Source organism: Bacteroides sp. AM41-16, assembly GCF_003603495.1.
In the GTDB taxonomy this organism is placed as follows: Bacteria; Bacteroidota; Bacteroidia; order Bacteroidales; family Bacteroidaceae; genus Bacteroides; species Bacteroides uniformis.
Genome location: NZ_QTNE01000008.1, coordinates 63,292 through 80,992 on the forward strand (window position 1 = coordinate 63,292; position 17,701 = coordinate 80,992).

Consider the following 17,701-nt stretch of genomic DNA (forward strand, 5'->3'; position numbering starts at 1 on the left):
CGCGCACGCCCCGCAGTTTCCGCAGCACGTGTGCGCGTCATGTCACTCGCCATCGTCCCCGCTGTCAATTCCTGCGGTGATGTTGCATATCTCCTGCAATGCCGATTCTATCTGCACAAGGTCGTCGATGTCGAACTTCACGGCATCGCAGTCCTTCTCCCACACTTGGCGGGCTATGAAGACGGCATCATGCAGCGACCGCTCGGACTCTTCCAGAGCGGTCTTCAGGTCGTCCACGGTGTACTCCCCGTCCTGCGGCGGAGGTACAGTCCCGGCACCGTTTTTTGCCGGGAAATTCTTTTCGCCTATCACGTTACAGTTGCTTTCGCCCGAAATGAAAAGCGCGTATCCGTGGCATACGTCACAAGAACACGCGCTTACGACGGCAGATACGAAAAGGGCAGGCAGTCCCACACGTTCAGCGGGCTGCCTGCCGTCCTTTTGCCTTTTTCGGGCAGGTTTCAGTTACTCCGTTGCCCTTATGCCGCCTTTTTGCTTTCGTCGGCAACCGTTCCGGCAGGCTGTTCCGCCACCTTTTCAGCCTTGCCGGTCTTGGTCGTTTTCTCGGTTGGCTTTTCGAGGCTGGCGAGGTTCGGGGCGAAATCCATGGCGTTGCGGATAGCCTTTGCAGCGGCATGGATTGTCTTTTGGAAATCACGGTTTGACTTCTCGAGGTCTACTTTGGTCGGCACAAGACCGATACGCGCCCAAACGCTGTCGGTAAGGTCGTACTTCTTGATACGATTTCCCGACTTCTCGCAGATGATGATTTCCGCAGGGGTTGTGGCACGGAATTTCGAGCGTATGCCGTCGGCATCGGCACGCAGTTTCTTTTCCTCCGCAATGGTGTGCCACATAGTTGCGACCATGTTTTTAATCACACGGAAAATCTCGTTGTCCGACTTGTCGGCAGGCTCAAAGTCCGCACCGAAAAAGTGCTGTGCCGTCTGCACGAGTTCACCGTCCTTGTTGGTAGAGTTGTAAACCAACATGATACCTGCAAACGAACCGATGTTTGCATACTGTTCCTTGTTCAATTTAGAAGTTGCCATAATGATAAAATTTTAGAAACACTGCGCAAAATCACGCATTGCGGGCACTCGGGGAGTCGAACCCCGAACTTTGCACCATAGCGCAAAGTGTGGCATTTCCTGCCACGCGCCCAAAAATTTGCCGTGCATTTCACCCTGCACGGCAAAATTTTTCGTAACTTTGTCGCACTTAAAACGTACCCCATAGCAGAGCTATCCAAATGAGCGCATTTTCGGCATATCGTATCTTTGCACGAGTTCTACTCATCGTGTCGTGGCTCTGCGCTGCTTTACTCCAATTTCGGCAAGACGCTTCTCTGGCACGTTCCGGATCTTTTCCAATCCGGCAGCTAACAGTAAGGCGGTGGGCGGCTGGTGATTATGGGCATAACATTGGCAATGCTCTTTTCTCAAGCTCCGTGCGGACTGTTTTTCCGCTACCGTGCATTTTATCTCCGTGCGCACAAGGGCGCAATTATGGCATTATTCTTGCACGTCCTTTTCAGTGGCGGTATTCTCAATACTCCCAGCGACTTGCAAAAGTCTTGACGTATTTCCGGCACTCGGAATAAATACGATTTATCCCGTTCCATAAATTTCCCTACTTTCGTAGGTTGGCAATACTGGTATTATTGCCCCGTGCGAAGCGTGGTTATTTAACGCACTCTTTAAGCGTACCTAAACGCACACGGTGTTGTTTCGGGTGTTACCCTTTGACGGCTCAACAACTCACTTTCGTGTAAACGCCGTTTTTGTTTCTCGCTCTCGGCGGTCTTTGCTTTTCTGTTTTTTAATTCTGTTTTTTACTATCTATTTTTTTATTCGTTTTTCTCCGTACTTGTTTGCCGTTTGTTTGGCTTTCGAGTACATGACTATTATAAAACCGTTTTTCAGAACTGCAAAACTTTTTGAGAAAAAAAATTTGGAACGTTCCAAAAACAGCCTTTTTGCGAATATGGAACGCACGCGCGCGAAGTGAATTTGTAAATAGTTGAATATCAATAAAATAGAAAAAAATGATTTTCTTTGAAAAAAATTTTTCCTTTGCAAAAATCAAAAAAGCCCCGTTTCAACGTATGTATAAAATCAAAATCAGTTTTGTCTATTGATTATCAGATTATTAGCTGCTCAAAATGGATAAAATAGGACTGAAAAGATTTTTTTACTTTCAATTTGTAAGCAAAGATAATGTAAAAGACGTTTTTAGGCTTACTTTATACAAAAGTAAACCTAATAAATTATTGATATTCAATGGTGTAATAAAAATAAAAAGATTAGGGAGGGTGTACCCTCGGGTGCGGATTCGGTCTCTGTCCTCGGGCCGTTTTTTCAAGTCCGGTTTTCCAAAATGGCTCAAAATGCGGCTTTCGGATTGAAACTGTAAGCAGGTATCAAAAAATATACAGTAAAGTACTTGTATTTATCATGGTTGCTTAAGGTGCTGGTGTTCACCATGTCCCATATTTTTGAAATATTCTCATTTGTGGATGCCTGTCCTTTCAATTTTCACGGGTGTACAGACTTTCTGCACGATTTCCGGGTTCCGGCTTGAAGCTGTTTTTTAGATACGCTGAAAACGTATCAAAAAATATATAGAGACACGTCGGTATATTGACTGTTCTTAACCGGATTGGACGACGGAAAAGGAGGATGTGTATTCCTGTCATTCAGTATGTTCGGATATGCTTTTCACAATCGGACAATCTTGTAATGTTTTGTTCCTTAATCATATAGAATATACAGAACGAAGCTATCCACATGGATTCCGACTTATTTGTACGGTTTTTGTGACTTTATACAGGAAACCGTGGAAATGCAGAAGAAATGGGGTTCAGTCACCTGCCTTTTTGGTGAATTATACGTATATTTGCCGTATTGTATCCACTTATGTATGAAGTATGGCATTTTGCTGTTACAGGAAATATCTGGATAAAGAATCGAAAGAATGGAATCATATCATAAGAAGAAAATCGGGAGTATTCCGAAAGACAGCACGGGAGGGTCGTCCATTCGCAAGGGAATGGTCGTCTTCAACGGTGGGACATCGGAAACCGGACTTGTGGGAGATGTCACGGGTAATTGCGTGTCGGTTCCGGTAAGGATGACTGCGGGCAGAGAACTCGTTACCGATGACGCGGTCATGTTTCTGAATGATTGCCGGGAAGCGAGCGCAGAGCAAAAGATTGCCCTCCAACGCCTGCTGAACGAAGGCCATCTTGCATGGGACAAGCGCCGGGGTGTATGTTCGGAATCTCTCTATGCTCCCAAAGACGGACAGTTGGTAAAACTCAGTATCCTGGATGAGCATGTAATACTGGGGGCTTTCAAGGAAATCGACGCAAAAGGACGTGTTGTGCTGTATTGCCTGCTGGACGAAGACGGGAGCCTGCGCTATTCCCTGCATGAAACAGTCGGGTACGCGGTGAATCTCCAGATACTGCCTATCGGAACCAGTGGCCGTAGCAGGCTTTCCGATGCTCTACGCCAGAAAGGGCTTGCATGGAACGGACGGCTGAAGGAACTCGAACGGCTGGCAACACGTGTCAGACGCGGTGACAAGTACTATTACCTGAATGACATACTGGAAATCCGTGAATGCAGGGACAACAACAGGCCGGCGGACAGGAAACGGTTGGAATGCGGGAACTATTTCATGGAGCGGAGGGATGCCGAACTGGTACGTGACTGCGTGCGCTCTGTCGTAAGGCTGAACCGCGACAAGGATGCCAGACGGTAAGAGGGTGACGGTATAAGGTATTCGTTCTGTTTCTCTCTCTTGTATCTGGGGAGGAAGTGGTCCTTTAATCCTCATCTTATCCGTTTTCAACACTTTCCGGTTCAAAAAAAACAAAAACAGACGGCGTGCCGTCTGTCATGATTTGTTTCTTTTTTGGTATCTTTTTTCTTTGCGTCAAAGAAAAAAGTACATCTTTCTTCTTTCTTCTTGTATAATACTACTTATAGTATTGTTGCTACATTTGTAACACCCCTCCTGTCAGATACACGGTACATTTGTACCACATTGAAGGGAAAGATGTGGCGAATTCCGCGTCTTTCCACCCAAATTCCACTATCGGGAGCATGAATCGCAAGCCGATGTTGCCGCTTCGGAAAATTACAGTCGCCTTTTGCAGGGCAGCATTGCAAGAACGAAAACGGTCTGATTTTCACGTGCAGGAAAATAACCGCAAAAAGAGATCCGATAAAACATCTATATATGAAAAATATCCCCTATATTTGCATAAAACTTACATATAACTGCGATATAATATGATTATTCAGTTCACAGTCGAAAATTTCCTTTCGTTCAAGGAGCCGGCGACCTTGTCTTTGGCTGCTTCCGCGCTGAAAGAAAAACAGACCCGGTCCGATGAGATTGTTTTTGAGCTTGAAGGAACGAACCTCTCTTTGCTGAAGAGTGCGGTCATCTACGGGGCCAATGCCAGCGGGAAATCGAATCTGGTCAAAGCGCTCGATTTCTTCAAATGGTTTGTCATCAATTCCTCCAAAGGCGTGCAGTCCGGCGAAAGCATACGGGTGGAAAGTTTCCGTCTCAACCGGAGGACGGAACAGGAGCCCAGTTATTTTGAGGCGGTCTTTGCCGACGAAACGGTCCAATACCGCTATGGGTTCGAAGTCGATGAAAAACGTGTACACCGGGAGTGGCTTTATCAAAAGGGCAACAAGCGCAAGGCAAAGGAGGTGGAACTGTTCCTGCGTGACGGCGATGAGTATGAACTGCATCCCAAATTTTCGGTCGGCAAAGAGGTTGTCGCCAAAAAAATGGTGCGCGACAATGCGCTGCTTCTTTCCGTGGCAGCACAGTTCAACGAAAGCGTCTCGGTGGAAATCATGGGATGGTTGGCCAACACCACGATTGTTCTTGGCAGCAGCGACGAGCGGATTTGGGAAATGGCGATAGCCCAGATCGATGATCCGTCCATGAAAAGGCGTATTGTGGAGTTTGCCCGGTTTGCAGACTTCGGAATCGACGACATACGCAAGGTTGACAATACAGTCATCAGTTCACACCAGCAATATGACGAGGAGGGCAACGCCACGAAGACGGTCACTTTCCCGTTCCGCGTAAACGAGTCGGAGGGTACGATCAAATACTTCTCGCTGGCTTATCCTATAATCGACGCGTTGGATCATGGCAAAAGGCTGGTTGTCGACGAGTTCGACTCGAAAATGCACCCTCTGTTGACCAGTCGCATCATCGGGCTGTTCAATTCCAGAGTGACAAATCCCAGGAATGCACAGTTGATTTTCACGACACATGACACCAACCTGCTTAATGCAAGCCTGTTCCGCAGGGATCAGATCTGGTTTACGCAGAAAGATTCGTTTGGAGCCTCGGAACTCTATTCGTTGGCGGAATACAAGGTTCGCAACAGTGCACCTTTCGAAAAGGAGTACCTGATGGGGAAATATGGCGGTATCCCTGTCATCGGCCAGTTTGAACGGTTATTTGACCTGAGGGAGGAAGAATATGGCAGCACGGACGAACAAGCGTGATCCACGCGCGGCACGGACACTCAGGCGTATCAGTTTTGTCCGTGAGGTCAAACAATCCTTCCTGATCATCTGCGAGGGGGTAAATACGGAACCGGATTATTTCAATGCATTTCGCCTGACTTCCGCCAATATTAAAGCGGTAGGCCAGGGACTCAATACGGTAGGTCTTGTCCAAAAGGCTTTACGGATGAAAGAAGAAGAGCGGAAGAAAGGACGCGAGTATGACCAGTGCTGGGTGGTATTTGACAAGGATGACTTTCCCGATCGGGATTTCAACCGGGCTATCGGTATGGCGGAAGCCGGTGGCATGAGGGTGGCATACAGCAACCAGGCTTTCGAGTATTGGTTCTTGCTGCACTATAACCTGGTACAAGGCCCGATGCACAGAAATCAATATGAAACAAAGCTATCCGGCTTGTTGGGCTTCTCCTACAACAAGGAAGCCGGTACAGGCGGTCGTGTTTTCAGGGAGCTGGGCGGTAAACAGGCTCAGGCCATCACGAACGCAAAAGCCGTATTGCGCCGAATGGAGGGAATACCGCCGGCACAGGCGGAATCTTCGACAACGGTGCATCTTCTTGTGGAAGAACTGAATAAGTATATTTAGCATATTCTGTCGTTTGCCCGGATAATATTGTACCCGGCTACCACCTCCTTCCGGTTTTATCGGATTTTATGTCGCAAAAACACAAAAACAGACGGCAAATCACAACGATGCCGTCTGTTTTTATTCATTTACGTTCCGTGGACAGATACGCTCAAACTTTTCGGTGTCTCTCTTTCCATTGGCTGACCTCTTCGTCAGAGACGGATGCCACGGTCCTTTTTTCCACATCGAACATCCGATGACAGAATGCCCTGGTAGAAAAAGGATTTCCAAGTTCCGCCAATATCCCTACAAGCCGGTTGTAGGAATCCATGTGCCACAGGTAATCGTACATCCCGCTGACCGGCACCCGTTCAAGCAATCCCATACGCGTTGTCTTTTCCACGCACTTGTCGAAAATCCGCGAACCCATCTCCATGTTCTCCATGTAGTACCGCTTGCTGCGCAAGGTGTCGTAACCTTTTTCACGCAGGCGTGTACGGTCTGCCATGTACAGCATGAAGATGACCTCTTCCGGGGTGAACGCGCCGACCAGCCCGGTGAAGCATTTCATAAACGGTATCACGTGTTGCCTTTTGTCGTCATTCCCTTTCATGTCCGTTTTCGCGTTCGTTCGTCCGTAATGTTTCCGCTTCCCCGTCATCCTTAATCGACGGATTGACATAGAACTGGCATATCCTGCCGTTTATCATCGGTTTATACACGGCGTATCCCAGTTTTTTGGCGTAACGCCCCACGGATACGCGGTTGGCGAACTTGCCGGTATGTTCCGTCAGGTGTTCCGACATCTCCCCGACGGTCATTCTGCTTTTCAGTTTCATATCATTCGCGTTTAAATGTTTTCCTGATAAAGGATAGCCGCGACTAATACGAACTGTTTGCAAATGGTATGAATTAATAAGAGGCGGTTCCATGAAATCGGCAAAGGAGGAATCAACCGGTTATACTGATACTTCATTCATGAAACCGTCCCTCATCTATTTTCCCATTATCCGGACAATCTCCCGTATCGTGTCGAAGTTCCGCTCGTCCAGCCATTCTTTGGCCACGTTCCACGAGAGCGACATTCCGAACTTCAGGTTCTCCATGGTGATGGTATGGTGCGACAACCTGCCTTCAGTGGGCTTGAGCCCTGCCGCATGCAGTTCACACAGTCCGTCCTGAAAGAATGTGCACCCGCCTGCTTCCTGTTTCGCCTGTACCATCGGCACGATATACGGGATTTTTCCTAACAGCAGGCCTACCGCCCACCGAGTGGGTGCAAGACGCTCCCTGTATCCGGCTTTCAGCAACCGGAGGATGTCTTCCGGCGTACCGAGGCACGGTATCCGGCATTGCTGCCTGCACAGACGGCAACGGCACTCTACCGGCCGTCTTCCTGTCTTGCGGATGATCCGCTGTAATGCCGTTTCCATCGCTATGCACCCGGTGGGCAGTATTCAGGGTTCCTCTTGCGCCACAGTTCTATGATACACTCCCGTCCGGCCTGTGTCCATCGTTTGGTGGATCCGAAAGTATATACCTTGCCCCGGCTGTTCTCCCACGTGTAAGGCACATCGCATTGCCAGGCCCGGCAGGAAGGAAAGACCACCCATTGCCGCTTCTCGTACTTGCAGATGCCCTCTTCGGCAAGGAACTGGTGCAACTGTCGCGGCGATATGCCGAGTTCGTCAGCGATGCGCGTGCTCTTGAACCAGTCCCTGTTCTCGATAAACTCCTCGTAGAATACGATTTTCGGCAGGGATTCACTCACCACCTTCCGCAGTTCCAGAATCAGTCTCGTCGCCGATTCCATATCCTGCGGCATGGGACAATCCATACAGGGCAGACCGGGTGCCGCCACCCTGGGGCGTTCGCGTACGATTGTCTTCCCTCGTTTCACGGAGAGTTTGCCGATAGCCTCGCCCAACCATTCCGCCAAAGACAGGTCAGGGGCGATCCATCTGGCCAACGGTATGACAAGCGGTGATTCCAACCAGGTCGCACCGTGCCCCCGCCCCCGTGTGGTGAAGACTTGCGACTCGTATTTCCCGGTATGTCCGTTGCCGGCCATTTCCCTGCGGAGCATATCCGTGGAAGCGATGCGTAGCCATTCAGACGGGATTTTCCCGAAGTGCATCGTGATCTGCGTGGCGTTGACCATCAGCTTGTCGCCGACACGCCGGAACGTGACGGGGAACCCTTCCTCGAAGTGCATGACGATGTCGTCCTGCGGGACGGCGTGCAGCTCCCCGGCTTCCAGTTCCAGAAGCTTGTTGCCCCACACTTCCAATTCATCAAGCAGGTCACGGGGTATAATAGTCTCCTTGCGTACCAGTTGTAAAAGCCGACGCATATCGATGGGACGGAAACCCCACTGTTCCCTGCCGTTTTTCCGGAAACTGATTTTCAATGCCGTCGGGCAAACACGGGCGATGGCGCCGTTTTCAAGCAGTTCGTCCCGCTTGAGTATATCGCATATATCCACGGCGCAGATATGGAGCTGGCCGTTATGGTTCCGGGAAACCCTTATGTTCCAGTCCCGGAACGGAACATTCCTATTTTCCCTCATAGGTATTTCCTCCTTTCTTTTGGTTATCAGACTTACGTTTGTTTTCAAGCAAGGCTCTCTTATGTGCCATCTTGCGCACCGGATAGTACGTGCGTTTCTCGCCGCAAAGGGCGTCATAATCTTTCAGCATCAGTGTGCCGAGGTCGGCCAGCTCGATTTCCACATCCGGATGCAGATGCCTGAAATAGAGTCCGCCGCTGCATACATACTTGCCCGTGCAACAGAATGAGATAGCCTGCAAGTTGCCTTTTGTCAATTCCGCCGCGCTGTGCAGCGAGCGCGTGACCGCTACAAGAACCTGTGCCCCGTTGAAGATGAGCACCATCTTGGGTCGTTTAAATGTGCTGCGTCTCATGTTGTTCTAAAATTTGCGTTAATTCCTCCTTTGTAAATCTAAGACCGGCAGCCTGTACCAGCCAAGTGTCTGAAACCGTAAATCCACCGGACAGCAGTTCGTCCACGCGCTCCAGAAGGTAGACACCGAACGCGGGATCGATGTAAACGACAAATAATAGAGCCAGACATTCATCAATTAACAGGTGTCCCGACGCCTCGTCACGGATGATCATCTTTTCCCTGTCTATTCCGTAGGCGTCTGCCAACGCCGTTGCCCAGTGATGGAAAGCGACACGGAAATCACGGACATTATGCCGGCGTGCATCTCCTTTGGCCTGGATGAAGCGTGTCGCGTCGAAATAGACCGGTCCGTCTTCCCGTAACGTTCCGAAAAGCAGATCGGGGAACTCCCTGTACCGGATTATCCGGCAGGGAATCTTTTCTTCTTTCATGTTCTCTTTTTCATTGTTCTTGGATTTGTATCTAACGTGGTGCAAAGATATATCTTTTTAATATGAAATACACTATAAATATATACATAAATTACACTTTTAATAAATTGTTAATTACTGATAATAAGATATTTACAACGCAAATAAAACCGAAATATCTATATATTTAAGTTGCATATTTCGGTTTGTAAATCAAGCATTAAGAGTCCCGTTCTCCATATATTCTTTTAGCCGTAAAAACCTCTCTTGAGGATTGTCTCTACTCTTTGAACAAGAAACAAAAAAATTATGGCTACATCGGACAAATCATTTAACGGGGAACTCTTGGAGAGTATTTTTAAGACCTCCAAAAAGACAATTCAGGAGTATGTTCGCGAAATCGAGCGCAACAACCGCTACCGTTCATGTCGTCAGGATACCGGTTCGGGATATATTCTCGATGACCGCGCCCGGCTCATTGACCTGTATGAAGCCTGCCTGCAACAGGACGCTCATATACGTTCCGTTGTCGAGACACTGGAAAGCCAGATTCTCGGCGACCGCTATATGCTTGCCCGTGTAAACGAAAAGGGAAAATACATCAAGGACGTGGCGAACTCCCTGAAGATACAGGGTTCGCAGTTCGACAAGATAATCAAGGGCATAGTGGAATCCAAACTCTACGGGTACACCCTGCTTGAAATCATGCCGCATACTGACCCCAGAACGGGCAGGCTGGCGGAAGTCAACATCATCGAACGGCGTAATGTGTTACCGGACCAGAAAACGGTACTGAAGCGGCAGGGACTGTGGGAGCCGCATTGGGATTTACATGACCCGGCATATTACCGTTGTTATGTACTGGTAAACTCCGGCGACTTGGGACTTTTTTCCGCCACGACCCCTTTGATACTGGCCAAGAAATTCACGGTGGCCAACTATGTGAACTTTTCCCATACTTACGGACAGCCGATTATCCACGGAAAGACGGTCAGCGAGAGCAACGCCGACCGCAAGAGGCTGGCTAACGAGATAGCCAACGCGGCACAGAACAAGGTGGTGGTTACCGGCATTGAGGACGAGGTCGATATCAAGACATTCACCATGTCCAACTCGGAAAAGATATATACCGGGCTTATCGAGTTTGTGAACAAGGAAGTTGCCAACCTCGTGCTCGGCTCCGAGTCGATGGCCGGAGGGATGCAGTCGTACGTGGGTTCCACGAAAGCACACCAGGACATTTTCCGCGACCGTATCGAAGTCTACCGTCGGTATATCGAAAACATCATGAACGAGGAGATAATCCCCCGCCTGGTGGCTATCGGGTATATCCCCGGAGGATTGGAGTTCCGGTATTCGAACCGGATAGAGATGAGCAACGAGGACCGCATCAAGCTCTATTCGCTGATCACGGACAAATATGAAGTGGCGGCCGATGAGATCGAGAAAGAGTTCGGTATCAATGTGGGCCGGCAGCTCAATGTTATCCCGGGATTAGGTTTCGGAGCCGAAGGCGGCTCATCCGGTCTCAGCCACAACGACCGGGGCATCATGTCGGACGAGGAGTATTTCCGGCGTTACGGACGCCCCCGGGGGGCGAAGGTCGGAAATTTTCTGCGGGGAGCGGAATAGAAGCCCGTCTTCCGCTCCCGGACAACGCTCCGTTCAGAGCTGTCAGGGCATCTGCAACCACGGAATCCGATACGGAAAAGGAGTATCGTGTCATTTTCGATGCATTCCGCAGGCTGATCCTCTATTGGGAGAACAGCGCGGAACGTCTCGACATTATAGAGGACATCATCACCCTGCGTGCCTCTTTCCTCATAGACCGTGCGCTGACAGGTCTGCGAATCGACATGGACCGGGCATTGGAGATACTGAAAAATCACAACTCCTTTACAACAGAGAGGGAACGGCAGCAGCGTGACATCCTGATTGCAGCCATAGACAACCTGGTGGATTTTGCCGCGGCAGAGGAGTATTCCATGCTCGGGGAACTGCCCGAGACAGCGGATGAACAGGACATGGAAGCACACGAAAAGATATGCCGCAGGTATAACCTCGTCCATGCGGAGGAAGAGAACAACCAGGTATTCTTCGCGGCCTCGATGGCCGCATGGTGGATGGCGGTGGATATGGATACCGTGCTTACCTACATGACACAAGGCGATGAACGGGTACGTGCCTGGCATCTTTCATTGGAAGGGATTTCCTTCCGCAAATCCGAGTTTCCTCCGGAACTGATACCGCCGATCGAATGGGGATGCCGCTGCTTTCTGGTCGCGGAGGGGTTCGCCGCTGTCCGGGCGGCTTTGCCGGATAAGGGAGACTATCTGGAAAAGGTGGATCCGGTCTTCCGGGAGAGCCTGGCAACCGGCGGGCGTATCTTTTCCGATGCGCACCGCTATTTCTCCGTCCCGCTTCCGGGTTACATGAATGATATTGTGAAACGCATTAAAGGAAAGTTCGCCTATGCCCAAGATAACGCTTGATGAGTTTTGCAGCCACTGGGTAAGCAGGACCAGTACGCGCGTCATGGCCAGCCGGCTAGAGTTCAACGTATTCGACTTCGCAACTGCTGCCGGTGACTATACCAGGCAGCAGTTCCTGTCCTCATTCGCTTCGGGGGGATTCAACGGTAGCAAATGGGCGCCTCGTACCTCCAAATGGGGAAAGAGGTTCACCCATCCTCTCATGAACGATACGGGGACTCTGGCCCGGAGCATACAGTCGGAAGCCGGCCGGACAGACATAGTGGGACGGCGTTCGGACCGTACGCGCATCTTCCGGAAAGGCGCCAGGTATTGCATGTGGACTACGGAAAAGAGCTTTCCAGTCAAGGGCAAGCGGGGACGCAGCAAGGAGCGTTACGGGCATTATGCCGCCATACACAATACCGATCCGAAGTTCGGGCTGTACACGGTAAACCAGTATTCCACGCGCCGTCCCGTACACCGGCAGTTCATCGGATTCTCACCGAAAACGGACGACTATATCGCCGTCCATTTCATAGATATGATTTTTAAAGGATTTCCACACCAGCCGCTATGATAAAAGACAAACACCCCGCACCACAGCCCGCACAACCGTCGGCACCGGCGGAGAGCCTGCCTGAAGAAGTTTCCGCGAACCCTTTCGTGGAGATATACCGGGCCGTTAAGCGGGCTGTCCTGACCCTGCGGGAGAATCCGGACGACCCGTTGTCGCCGCCCCTGTTCAAAACCGTCGCTATCGACAACGGCCAGTTCGCCCGCATTGTTCGTGACGATAACACGGAGTATGAGACTGTGTTCCCTGCCGTGTTCATCCACTTTATCAACGTGAGGTACCTGGTACAGCAACAGCGTATCGGTGAGGGACGCGCCACCATGCGCGTGCGGTTTATCCTGAATACGCTCAACAATGCGGACGAAGACAAGGAATGCGAGGCGTTTCTGGTCTTCCAGCGGCTCAATGTAGCCATACAGGATGCCAAGAACCATGAGCCGGCGCTGAGCGAGCGGTGCAACCTGACCTATTTCGACATGCCGCTTTCAACCAATATGTTGCAGGCGTACTGGATAGACTACGAGGTATGGTTCAGGGAATCTTCCGCGTGGAAATACAGGGACTGGGTAAAAAGGTATGTGGTCATGCCCCCGTTCACCCAACACAGCGATGCGCCGCAACATGACAGCGGCGGACACGGCTTCCATCCGCGTCCGGAACATGACGAAGTATCTGGTTTTTCGGATACCGGATCGAAAAATTGAAATCCATGCAGGAGATTTATCCGCACTGCGTATAAACAGACATGAATCAGCAGATAATACAAGACTCATGATACATTTTCTGTACTTGCTGAATTTAGAATGTTCAGCATGCCGGTCTTGATACAAATAGTTGCAACCGGTCTGTAATTTGAACAATCTATTATACTGTAAAGATAATCGCATTTCCATAAATGGATGGATTCTCATATTTCCACTTCCATAAATAGCAGTGCAAAACCTTTTCTTTTCCCACCGCCTACTCTTGTTCAAATAACCCTTGCATATGGATATGAACACACTTCAATATGTCGTCGGAGAGGCGAAGGCAGGCCAGCCGGCTGTTATCCGTTTCTTCGGTCGCGTGACGGAAGAGACGACCTCACGTTTCAATGACGAGTTCGACTTTTTGGAAAATATCATCCGTCCCTCCTGTATCCGTGTGTTGATCAACTCGGAGGGCGGCAGTGTCCTTTACGGCATGTCCACCTATTCCACCATCGCCAATGCCACGGTGGATACGGAATGTATCATCGAAGGGGTCGCGGCATCGATGGCCTCCATCATCTGGGCGGCGGGCAAGCGTTCTCTCATGCGTGATTATGCCATACTGATGATTCATAACCCGATGTTGCCGGACGATGACGGAGGGGAACCGTCGGACATGGTAACGGCTTTTACCAAACAGATCGAGACGATTTACCGGAAACGGTTCGGCCTGAAAGCGGAGCATGTGCGGGCCATCATGGACGGACAGGCAGGAAAGGACGGGACCTATTTCGACGCACAGGCTGCCGTCAAGGCCGGCATCATACCTGCGGAGCATGTCATCCATACCTCGAAGCAGCTTTGCCGTAAAGTGCATGACGAGATAGAAGGATTGACCGATACGGCCGCCATCCAGGAACTGATGAGCCGTGTCAGCGCGGGAAATAAACCTTTCAAAGGCATTGAACCTACTCTTACAGAAACGGAAAACGATATGGCAAACGAAAACAAGACACAAGGCTTTGAGTACGGGGCGATTGCAGCCTCGCTGGGCATGAAGGACGGTGAGGTCAAGGACGTGATGGCACGTATCTCTGAACTGGCCGCGATGGAACCCAAATACAGAGAAATACAGAAATCACTGAGCGACGCGCAGACCGTCATCGCCGGAAAAGACGCCTCCATCCGGAACTTGCAGACAGACCTGGCCGCAGCGACGGCACGCCTTTCCGCCTACGAGCAGAAAGAGAAGGACGAGCAGGCTTCCCGTATCGAGACATTGGTGGAGAATGCCATTGCAGAAGGCAAGATTGACCGTGAGGCGAAAACGCAGTGGGTGGAGATGGCCGGTTCCAACTTCGAGTTGGCGGAAAGCACGCTGGCTTCCATTCCCGCGCGGGAGAAAATCTCGAAGGAAATCGCCGATGACCCTGCCAACATCCAGGCCACGGCGGAAGCGACAAAGACCGCCGAACAGCTGATGGCCGAGAAGGTGGCGGAAGTGGTCGGTGCGGATTTCAAGTTCCGAAAGCTCTGACAGACTATCCGCGGGCGTCCGCCCGATTTTAACTGACATGCCGGAGACCGCAGTGTCTCGCGCGGAAACAGCAGGTATCCGCCAGTCGGCCGAGTTTCATTCTTCAACGGAAAACTTAAAACGACAATGGCTGATACAGTAAACTTTCTTCAAAACGGGTATAGCGGCGAAGTACTTGAGGACTTGCTGACCTATACCGTGCAGGGCAATGATACAGTCCGCGAGGGACTGATTCATATCAAGACGGGCATCCAGCACCGCTATACGCTTCCTGCCATCAAGCTGGGCAACATTATCCAGGACAACGTGCCGACCCCACAACCCATCCACGGAGCCAAGGGCGATGACGGCACGAACGAGTACCAGTTCACCGAACGCCATCTTGAGCCGTCCGATTTTATGGTCTATCTCGAGTTTAACCCGAGGGACTACGAGAAGTACTGGCGTTTCGCGCAGCCGGAAGGCAATCTCGTGTTCCGCGAGCTCGACCCGAAAATCCAGGCGACGATGCTCCGTCTCCTTATGGACAAGAAAAACGAGTATATCGGAAACGCCATCTGGACTTCCGCCCGCGGAGGAGAGACGGTGGCCAAGATTACCGCACCGGAAGGCTGCACGAAAATCGGAGCCAACAAGGAGAAATATTTTGACGGGGTCATCAAACGGATCCTCGACAATGTGAACTCCTCCGATGCCGAGGTGGTTGCCGGAGGGCAGTGCATCATTTCGGGAACGACCGAGCTGACGGACGGGGCCGCGGTGGAGGCGGCGCTCTATGCGATGTGGAGGAAATGTCCGAAGCAGATCCGAAAGAAGACATCTCTGACCTTTGTGGTCGGATGGGACGCCTGGGACGCGTATGACCAATATATCTCGGACAAGCAGGTCAAGTATTCCGAGAATACCGAGGTCAACCGCTATCGCTTCAAGGGCAAGCGCATCGTCCCGGTCGTGGGAATCCCCGAACACACGATGGTGCTCGGCGAGTTCTCCACCGGCATGGACTCCAACCTGTGGATGGGGGTGGATTACGCGAACGACACGGACATCCTGAAAATCGACCGTCTGCAGGCCAACTCCGAGCTGTTCTTTTTCCAGATGCGCATGAAAATGGACGTGAACATCGTCCGCCCGGCGGAGATCGTGGTCCATACCGCCTACAAGAAGAGCGAATAACACACCTTTCTTCATTCTCAATATCCACCCGGGGAGCGGAGGCAAGGCCCCGTTCCCCATTTTCATTCTACTGTTATGGCAAAGAAAATCAACACGGAGGAAACTCCGCAGACAGACAACAATAATATTCCTGCACCGGAGGCTCAGGCGGTGCCCGTTCCGGAAACGGCATCGGAAAACCTCGGGACAGGCGGCGAGACTGAAGACAGGCTGCCGGCCAAGACCGCGGGGAAAGGGAATGCAGGGTCGGAGGAGACGACAGAGCCTCACATCCTGTCCCTGTTGAAAAAGTTCCCGGCATATCCGTCGCTGTACATCGACACGCACGGAGGAACCTATGCGCCGGACACGGCGGCCGCCATCAGGGGCAAGGCCGTACTCTACAGGAATCCTTTCTACAACGAACTTAAAAAGAAATCATAATGGCACTCGGTAATGTATTTATCAAGGATGTGGACGGCAATATTCCTTACGATACCGGCTCGTCGGGCGAGAAGGTGACGGGACTGCTGTTCGACGTGTCCCTCCAGCCGACGCTTTTCACGGAGGGGTATGGTAAAACCAATGAGACCAGGCTCAAGCCTGGCGATGTCTGCTACATCACCTCGTTCAAGTCCGCCGTGAACGACTTCGGTATCATCGAACGTGTGGAGGCAACCGACGAGGAGGAGATGAATGTCAATTTCCTGCACGGCATCCCGGCATACCATATCCGTGAATTTTTCCGCATGTCCGGCAATCCGGGCGGTTCAGGAAAACTCTACGTGATGTTCGCGGACTGTTCGGCGAACTGGGATGCGCTGGAAATCATGCAGCGTGCTGCCGGGGGTATGATCAACCAGATAGGCATATGGACGGAACAGCCGCTGTGGAAAGCGAACGGCGCATCGGAACAATACAACCTCAATCTGGTAAAGGGGCTCAACGACGTGGCCGTGGGGCTTGCGGAGCAGAACCAGCCGCTCTCGCTCATCCTTTCCGCCAATCCTTCCAATACGGGGGCGGATACGACTGAGGGGCGTCAGATTGACCTGAATAAAATACCTTCATGCATCTGTGAATCAAGCCGTATCAGCTGTATATTCGGCCAGGCGCATCACGAAAAGATCTCCACGATGCAGATGTGCAACAGGAACCATACGCCCGTGGGATTTTTGGGAGCGGTTATGGGAGCCATAGCAAAGGCCAACGTGCACGAATCCATCGCATGGGTCAAGCAGTTCAATCTCTTCGCGGACGATTTCCAGGAAATAGAGTTGGGGTTCGGGGACATCAACCTCGACGAGGCAGAGGAGAACTTCCTCAGCCTGAACCGGTACGAGTCACTCTCCCCGTCACTGCTGGACGAACTCGACGATAAGGGGTATATTTTTCCCATCAAGTATGCCGGCCGCGAGAACGGGATCTACATCTCGAAAGACCAGACATGCTCACATGGGGATTTCCGTACCATTGCCCGGAACCGCACCATCAACAAGAGCCGCCGTGCCGTGCGTGCAGCCCTGCTGCCGTATGTGAACTCACCGCTGATGGTCAATCCTTCAACCGGGTTCCTCGCCCCGTCGAAGATTACAGCTTTCAAGACACTCATCGGGGATATACTGGCCAAGATGCAGGCGGCGCAGGAAATTTCAGGATACGCCGTCACTATCGACCCGAACCAGAACGTGTTGGTGGACGACACGCTGCGCATCTCCTATGTCCTTGTCCCGGTGGGCGTGGCCGTGAAGATTTATGTAGAGGAAGGACTGTCATTAACCGCAAATAAGACATAGCA

The 17,701-nt window shown here is 51.1% G+C and carries 19 protein-coding genes; 11 read left to right on the forward strand and 8 right to left on the reverse strand.

The window, feature by feature from the left end:
* Positions 1-42: 42 nt before the first annotated feature.
* Together DW896_RS09110 and DW896_RS09115 are read right to left on the reverse strand one after the other, a co-directional pair.
* Positions 43-414, reverse strand: a complete 372-nt coding sequence (locus DW896_RS09110; protein ID WP_004293624.1) for a hypothetical protein — start codon at positions 412-414, stop codon at positions 43-45.
* 65 nt (positions 415-479) lie between these two features.
* The gene (locus tag DW896_RS09115) at positions 480-1,052 is read right to left on the reverse strand and encodes a hypothetical protein (RefSeq protein ID WP_004293623.1); all 573 of its coding nucleotides are present in this window, start codon (positions 1,050-1,052) and stop codon (positions 480-482) included.
* Positions 1,053-2,976: 1,924 nt separating this feature from the next.
* Between DW896_RS09115 and DW896_RS09130 the strand changes: the two genes are divergently transcribed.
* The 3 genes from DW896_RS09130 (at position 2,977) to DW896_RS09140 (ending at position 6,156) form a co-directional block, all read left to right on the forward strand.
* Positions 2,977-3,768 (forward strand): hypothetical protein, encoded by a 792-nt coding sequence (locus tag DW896_RS09130; protein ID WP_004293621.1) that lies wholly within the window; start codon positions 2,977-2,979, stop codon positions 3,766-3,768.
* Between the two features lie 533 nt (positions 3,769-4,301).
* Positions 4,302-5,549 (forward strand): ATP/GTP-binding protein, encoded by a 1,248-nt coding sequence (locus DW896_RS09135; protein WP_004293619.1) that lies wholly within the window; start codon positions 4,302-4,304, stop codon positions 5,547-5,549.
* Positions 5,524-6,156: an RloB family protein gene (locus DW896_RS09140; RefSeq protein WP_004293618.1), complete on the forward strand. Its 633-nt coding sequence runs from the start codon at positions 5,524-5,526 to the stop codon at positions 6,154-6,156. The genes DW896_RS09135 and DW896_RS09140 overlap by 26 nt, the downstream gene beginning before the upstream one ends.
* 151 nt (positions 6,157-6,307) lie before the next feature.
* On the opposite strand, the gene DW896_RS09145 is transcribed toward DW896_RS09140, so the two are convergent.
* The 6 genes from DW896_RS09145 to DW896_RS09170 all read right to left on the reverse strand — a co-directional run bounded on the left by DW896_RS09145 (position 6,308) and on the right by DW896_RS09170 (position 9,540).
* Positions 6,308-6,751 carry a hypothetical protein gene (locus tag DW896_RS09145; protein WP_004293617.1) on the reverse strand — a complete coding sequence of 148 codons (444 nt, stop codon included), beginning with the start codon at positions 6,749-6,751 and terminating at the stop codon, positions 6,308-6,310.
* On the reverse strand, positions 6,738-6,977 hold the full coding sequence (locus tag DW896_RS09150) for a hypothetical protein (protein WP_004293616.1): 240 nt from the start codon (positions 6,975-6,977) through the stop codon (positions 6,738-6,740). Before DW896_RS09150 ends, DW896_RS09145 begins: the two co-directional genes overlap by 14 nt.
* Before the next feature lie 156 nt (positions 6,978-7,133).
* Positions 7,134-7,571: a hypothetical protein gene (locus tag DW896_RS09155; RefSeq protein WP_004293615.1), complete on the reverse strand. Its 438-nt coding sequence runs from the start codon at positions 7,569-7,571 to the stop codon at positions 7,134-7,136.
* Positions 7,572-7,573: 2 nt separating this feature from the next.
* On the reverse strand, positions 7,574-8,707 hold the full coding sequence (locus tag DW896_RS09160; RefSeq protein WP_004303966.1) for a phage antirepressor KilAC domain-containing protein: 1,134 nt from the start codon (positions 8,705-8,707) through the stop codon (positions 7,574-7,576).
* Positions 8,694-9,032, reverse strand: a complete 339-nt coding sequence (locus DW896_RS09165; RefSeq protein WP_004303967.1) for a hypothetical protein — start codon at positions 9,030-9,032, stop codon at positions 8,694-8,696. Before DW896_RS09165 ends, DW896_RS09160 begins: the two co-directional genes overlap by 14 nt.
* A 10-nt stretch (positions 9,033-9,042) precedes the next feature.
* A complete protein-coding gene (locus DW896_RS09170) occupies positions 9,043-9,540 on the reverse strand; it encodes a hypothetical protein (RefSeq protein ID WP_004303968.1) in 498 nt (165 codons plus the stop codon).
* Positions 9,541-9,783: 243 nt separating this feature from the next.
* Here DW896_RS09170 and DW896_RS09175 point away from each other — a divergent pair, with 243 nt between their 5' ends.
* The 8 genes from DW896_RS09175 (at position 9,784) to DW896_RS09210 (ending at position 17,699) form a co-directional block, all read left to right on the forward strand.
* Entirely contained in the window at positions 9,784-11,106 is a 1,323-nt protein-coding gene (locus DW896_RS09175) for a DUF935 family protein (protein WP_004303969.1), read from the forward strand.
* A gap of 224 nt (positions 11,107-11,330) precedes the next feature.
* Positions 11,331-11,966, forward strand: coding sequence for a phage minor head protein (locus DW896_RS09180; RefSeq protein WP_004303970.1), 636 nt, complete (start codon positions 11,331-11,333; stop codon positions 11,964-11,966).
* On the forward strand, positions 11,947-12,525 hold the full coding sequence (locus DW896_RS09185) for a hypothetical protein (RefSeq protein ID WP_004303971.1): 579 nt from the start codon (positions 11,947-11,949) through the stop codon (positions 12,523-12,525). Before DW896_RS09180 ends, DW896_RS09185 begins: the two co-directional genes overlap by 20 nt.
* Complete coding sequence (locus tag DW896_RS09190) at positions 12,522-13,226, forward strand: hypothetical protein (protein WP_004303972.1); 705 nt, start codon at positions 12,522-12,524, stop codon at positions 13,224-13,226. Before DW896_RS09185 ends, DW896_RS09190 begins: the two co-directional genes overlap by 4 nt.
* A gap of 283 nt (positions 13,227-13,509) precedes the next feature.
* Entirely contained in the window at positions 13,510-14,748 is a 1,239-nt protein-coding gene (locus DW896_RS09195; protein WP_004293607.1) for an ATP-dependent Clp protease proteolytic subunit, read from the forward strand.
* Positions 14,749-14,874: 126 nt separating this feature from the next.
* Positions 14,875-15,924: a hypothetical protein gene (locus DW896_RS09200; protein ID WP_004293606.1), complete on the forward strand. Its 1,050-nt coding sequence runs from the start codon at positions 14,875-14,877 to the stop codon at positions 15,922-15,924.
* Between the two features lie 75 nt (positions 15,925-15,999).
* The gene (locus tag DW896_RS09205) at positions 16,000-16,347 is read left to right on the forward strand and encodes a hypothetical protein (protein WP_004293605.1); all 348 of its coding nucleotides are present in this window, start codon (positions 16,000-16,002) and stop codon (positions 16,345-16,347) included.
* Positions 16,347-17,699 carry a DUF2586 family protein gene (locus tag DW896_RS09210; RefSeq protein WP_004303973.1) on the forward strand — a complete coding sequence of 451 codons (1,353 nt, stop codon included), beginning with the start codon at positions 16,347-16,349 and terminating at the stop codon, positions 17,697-17,699. The genes DW896_RS09205 and DW896_RS09210 overlap by 1 nt, the downstream gene beginning before the upstream one ends.
* Positions 17,700-17,701: the final 2 nt, after the last annotated feature.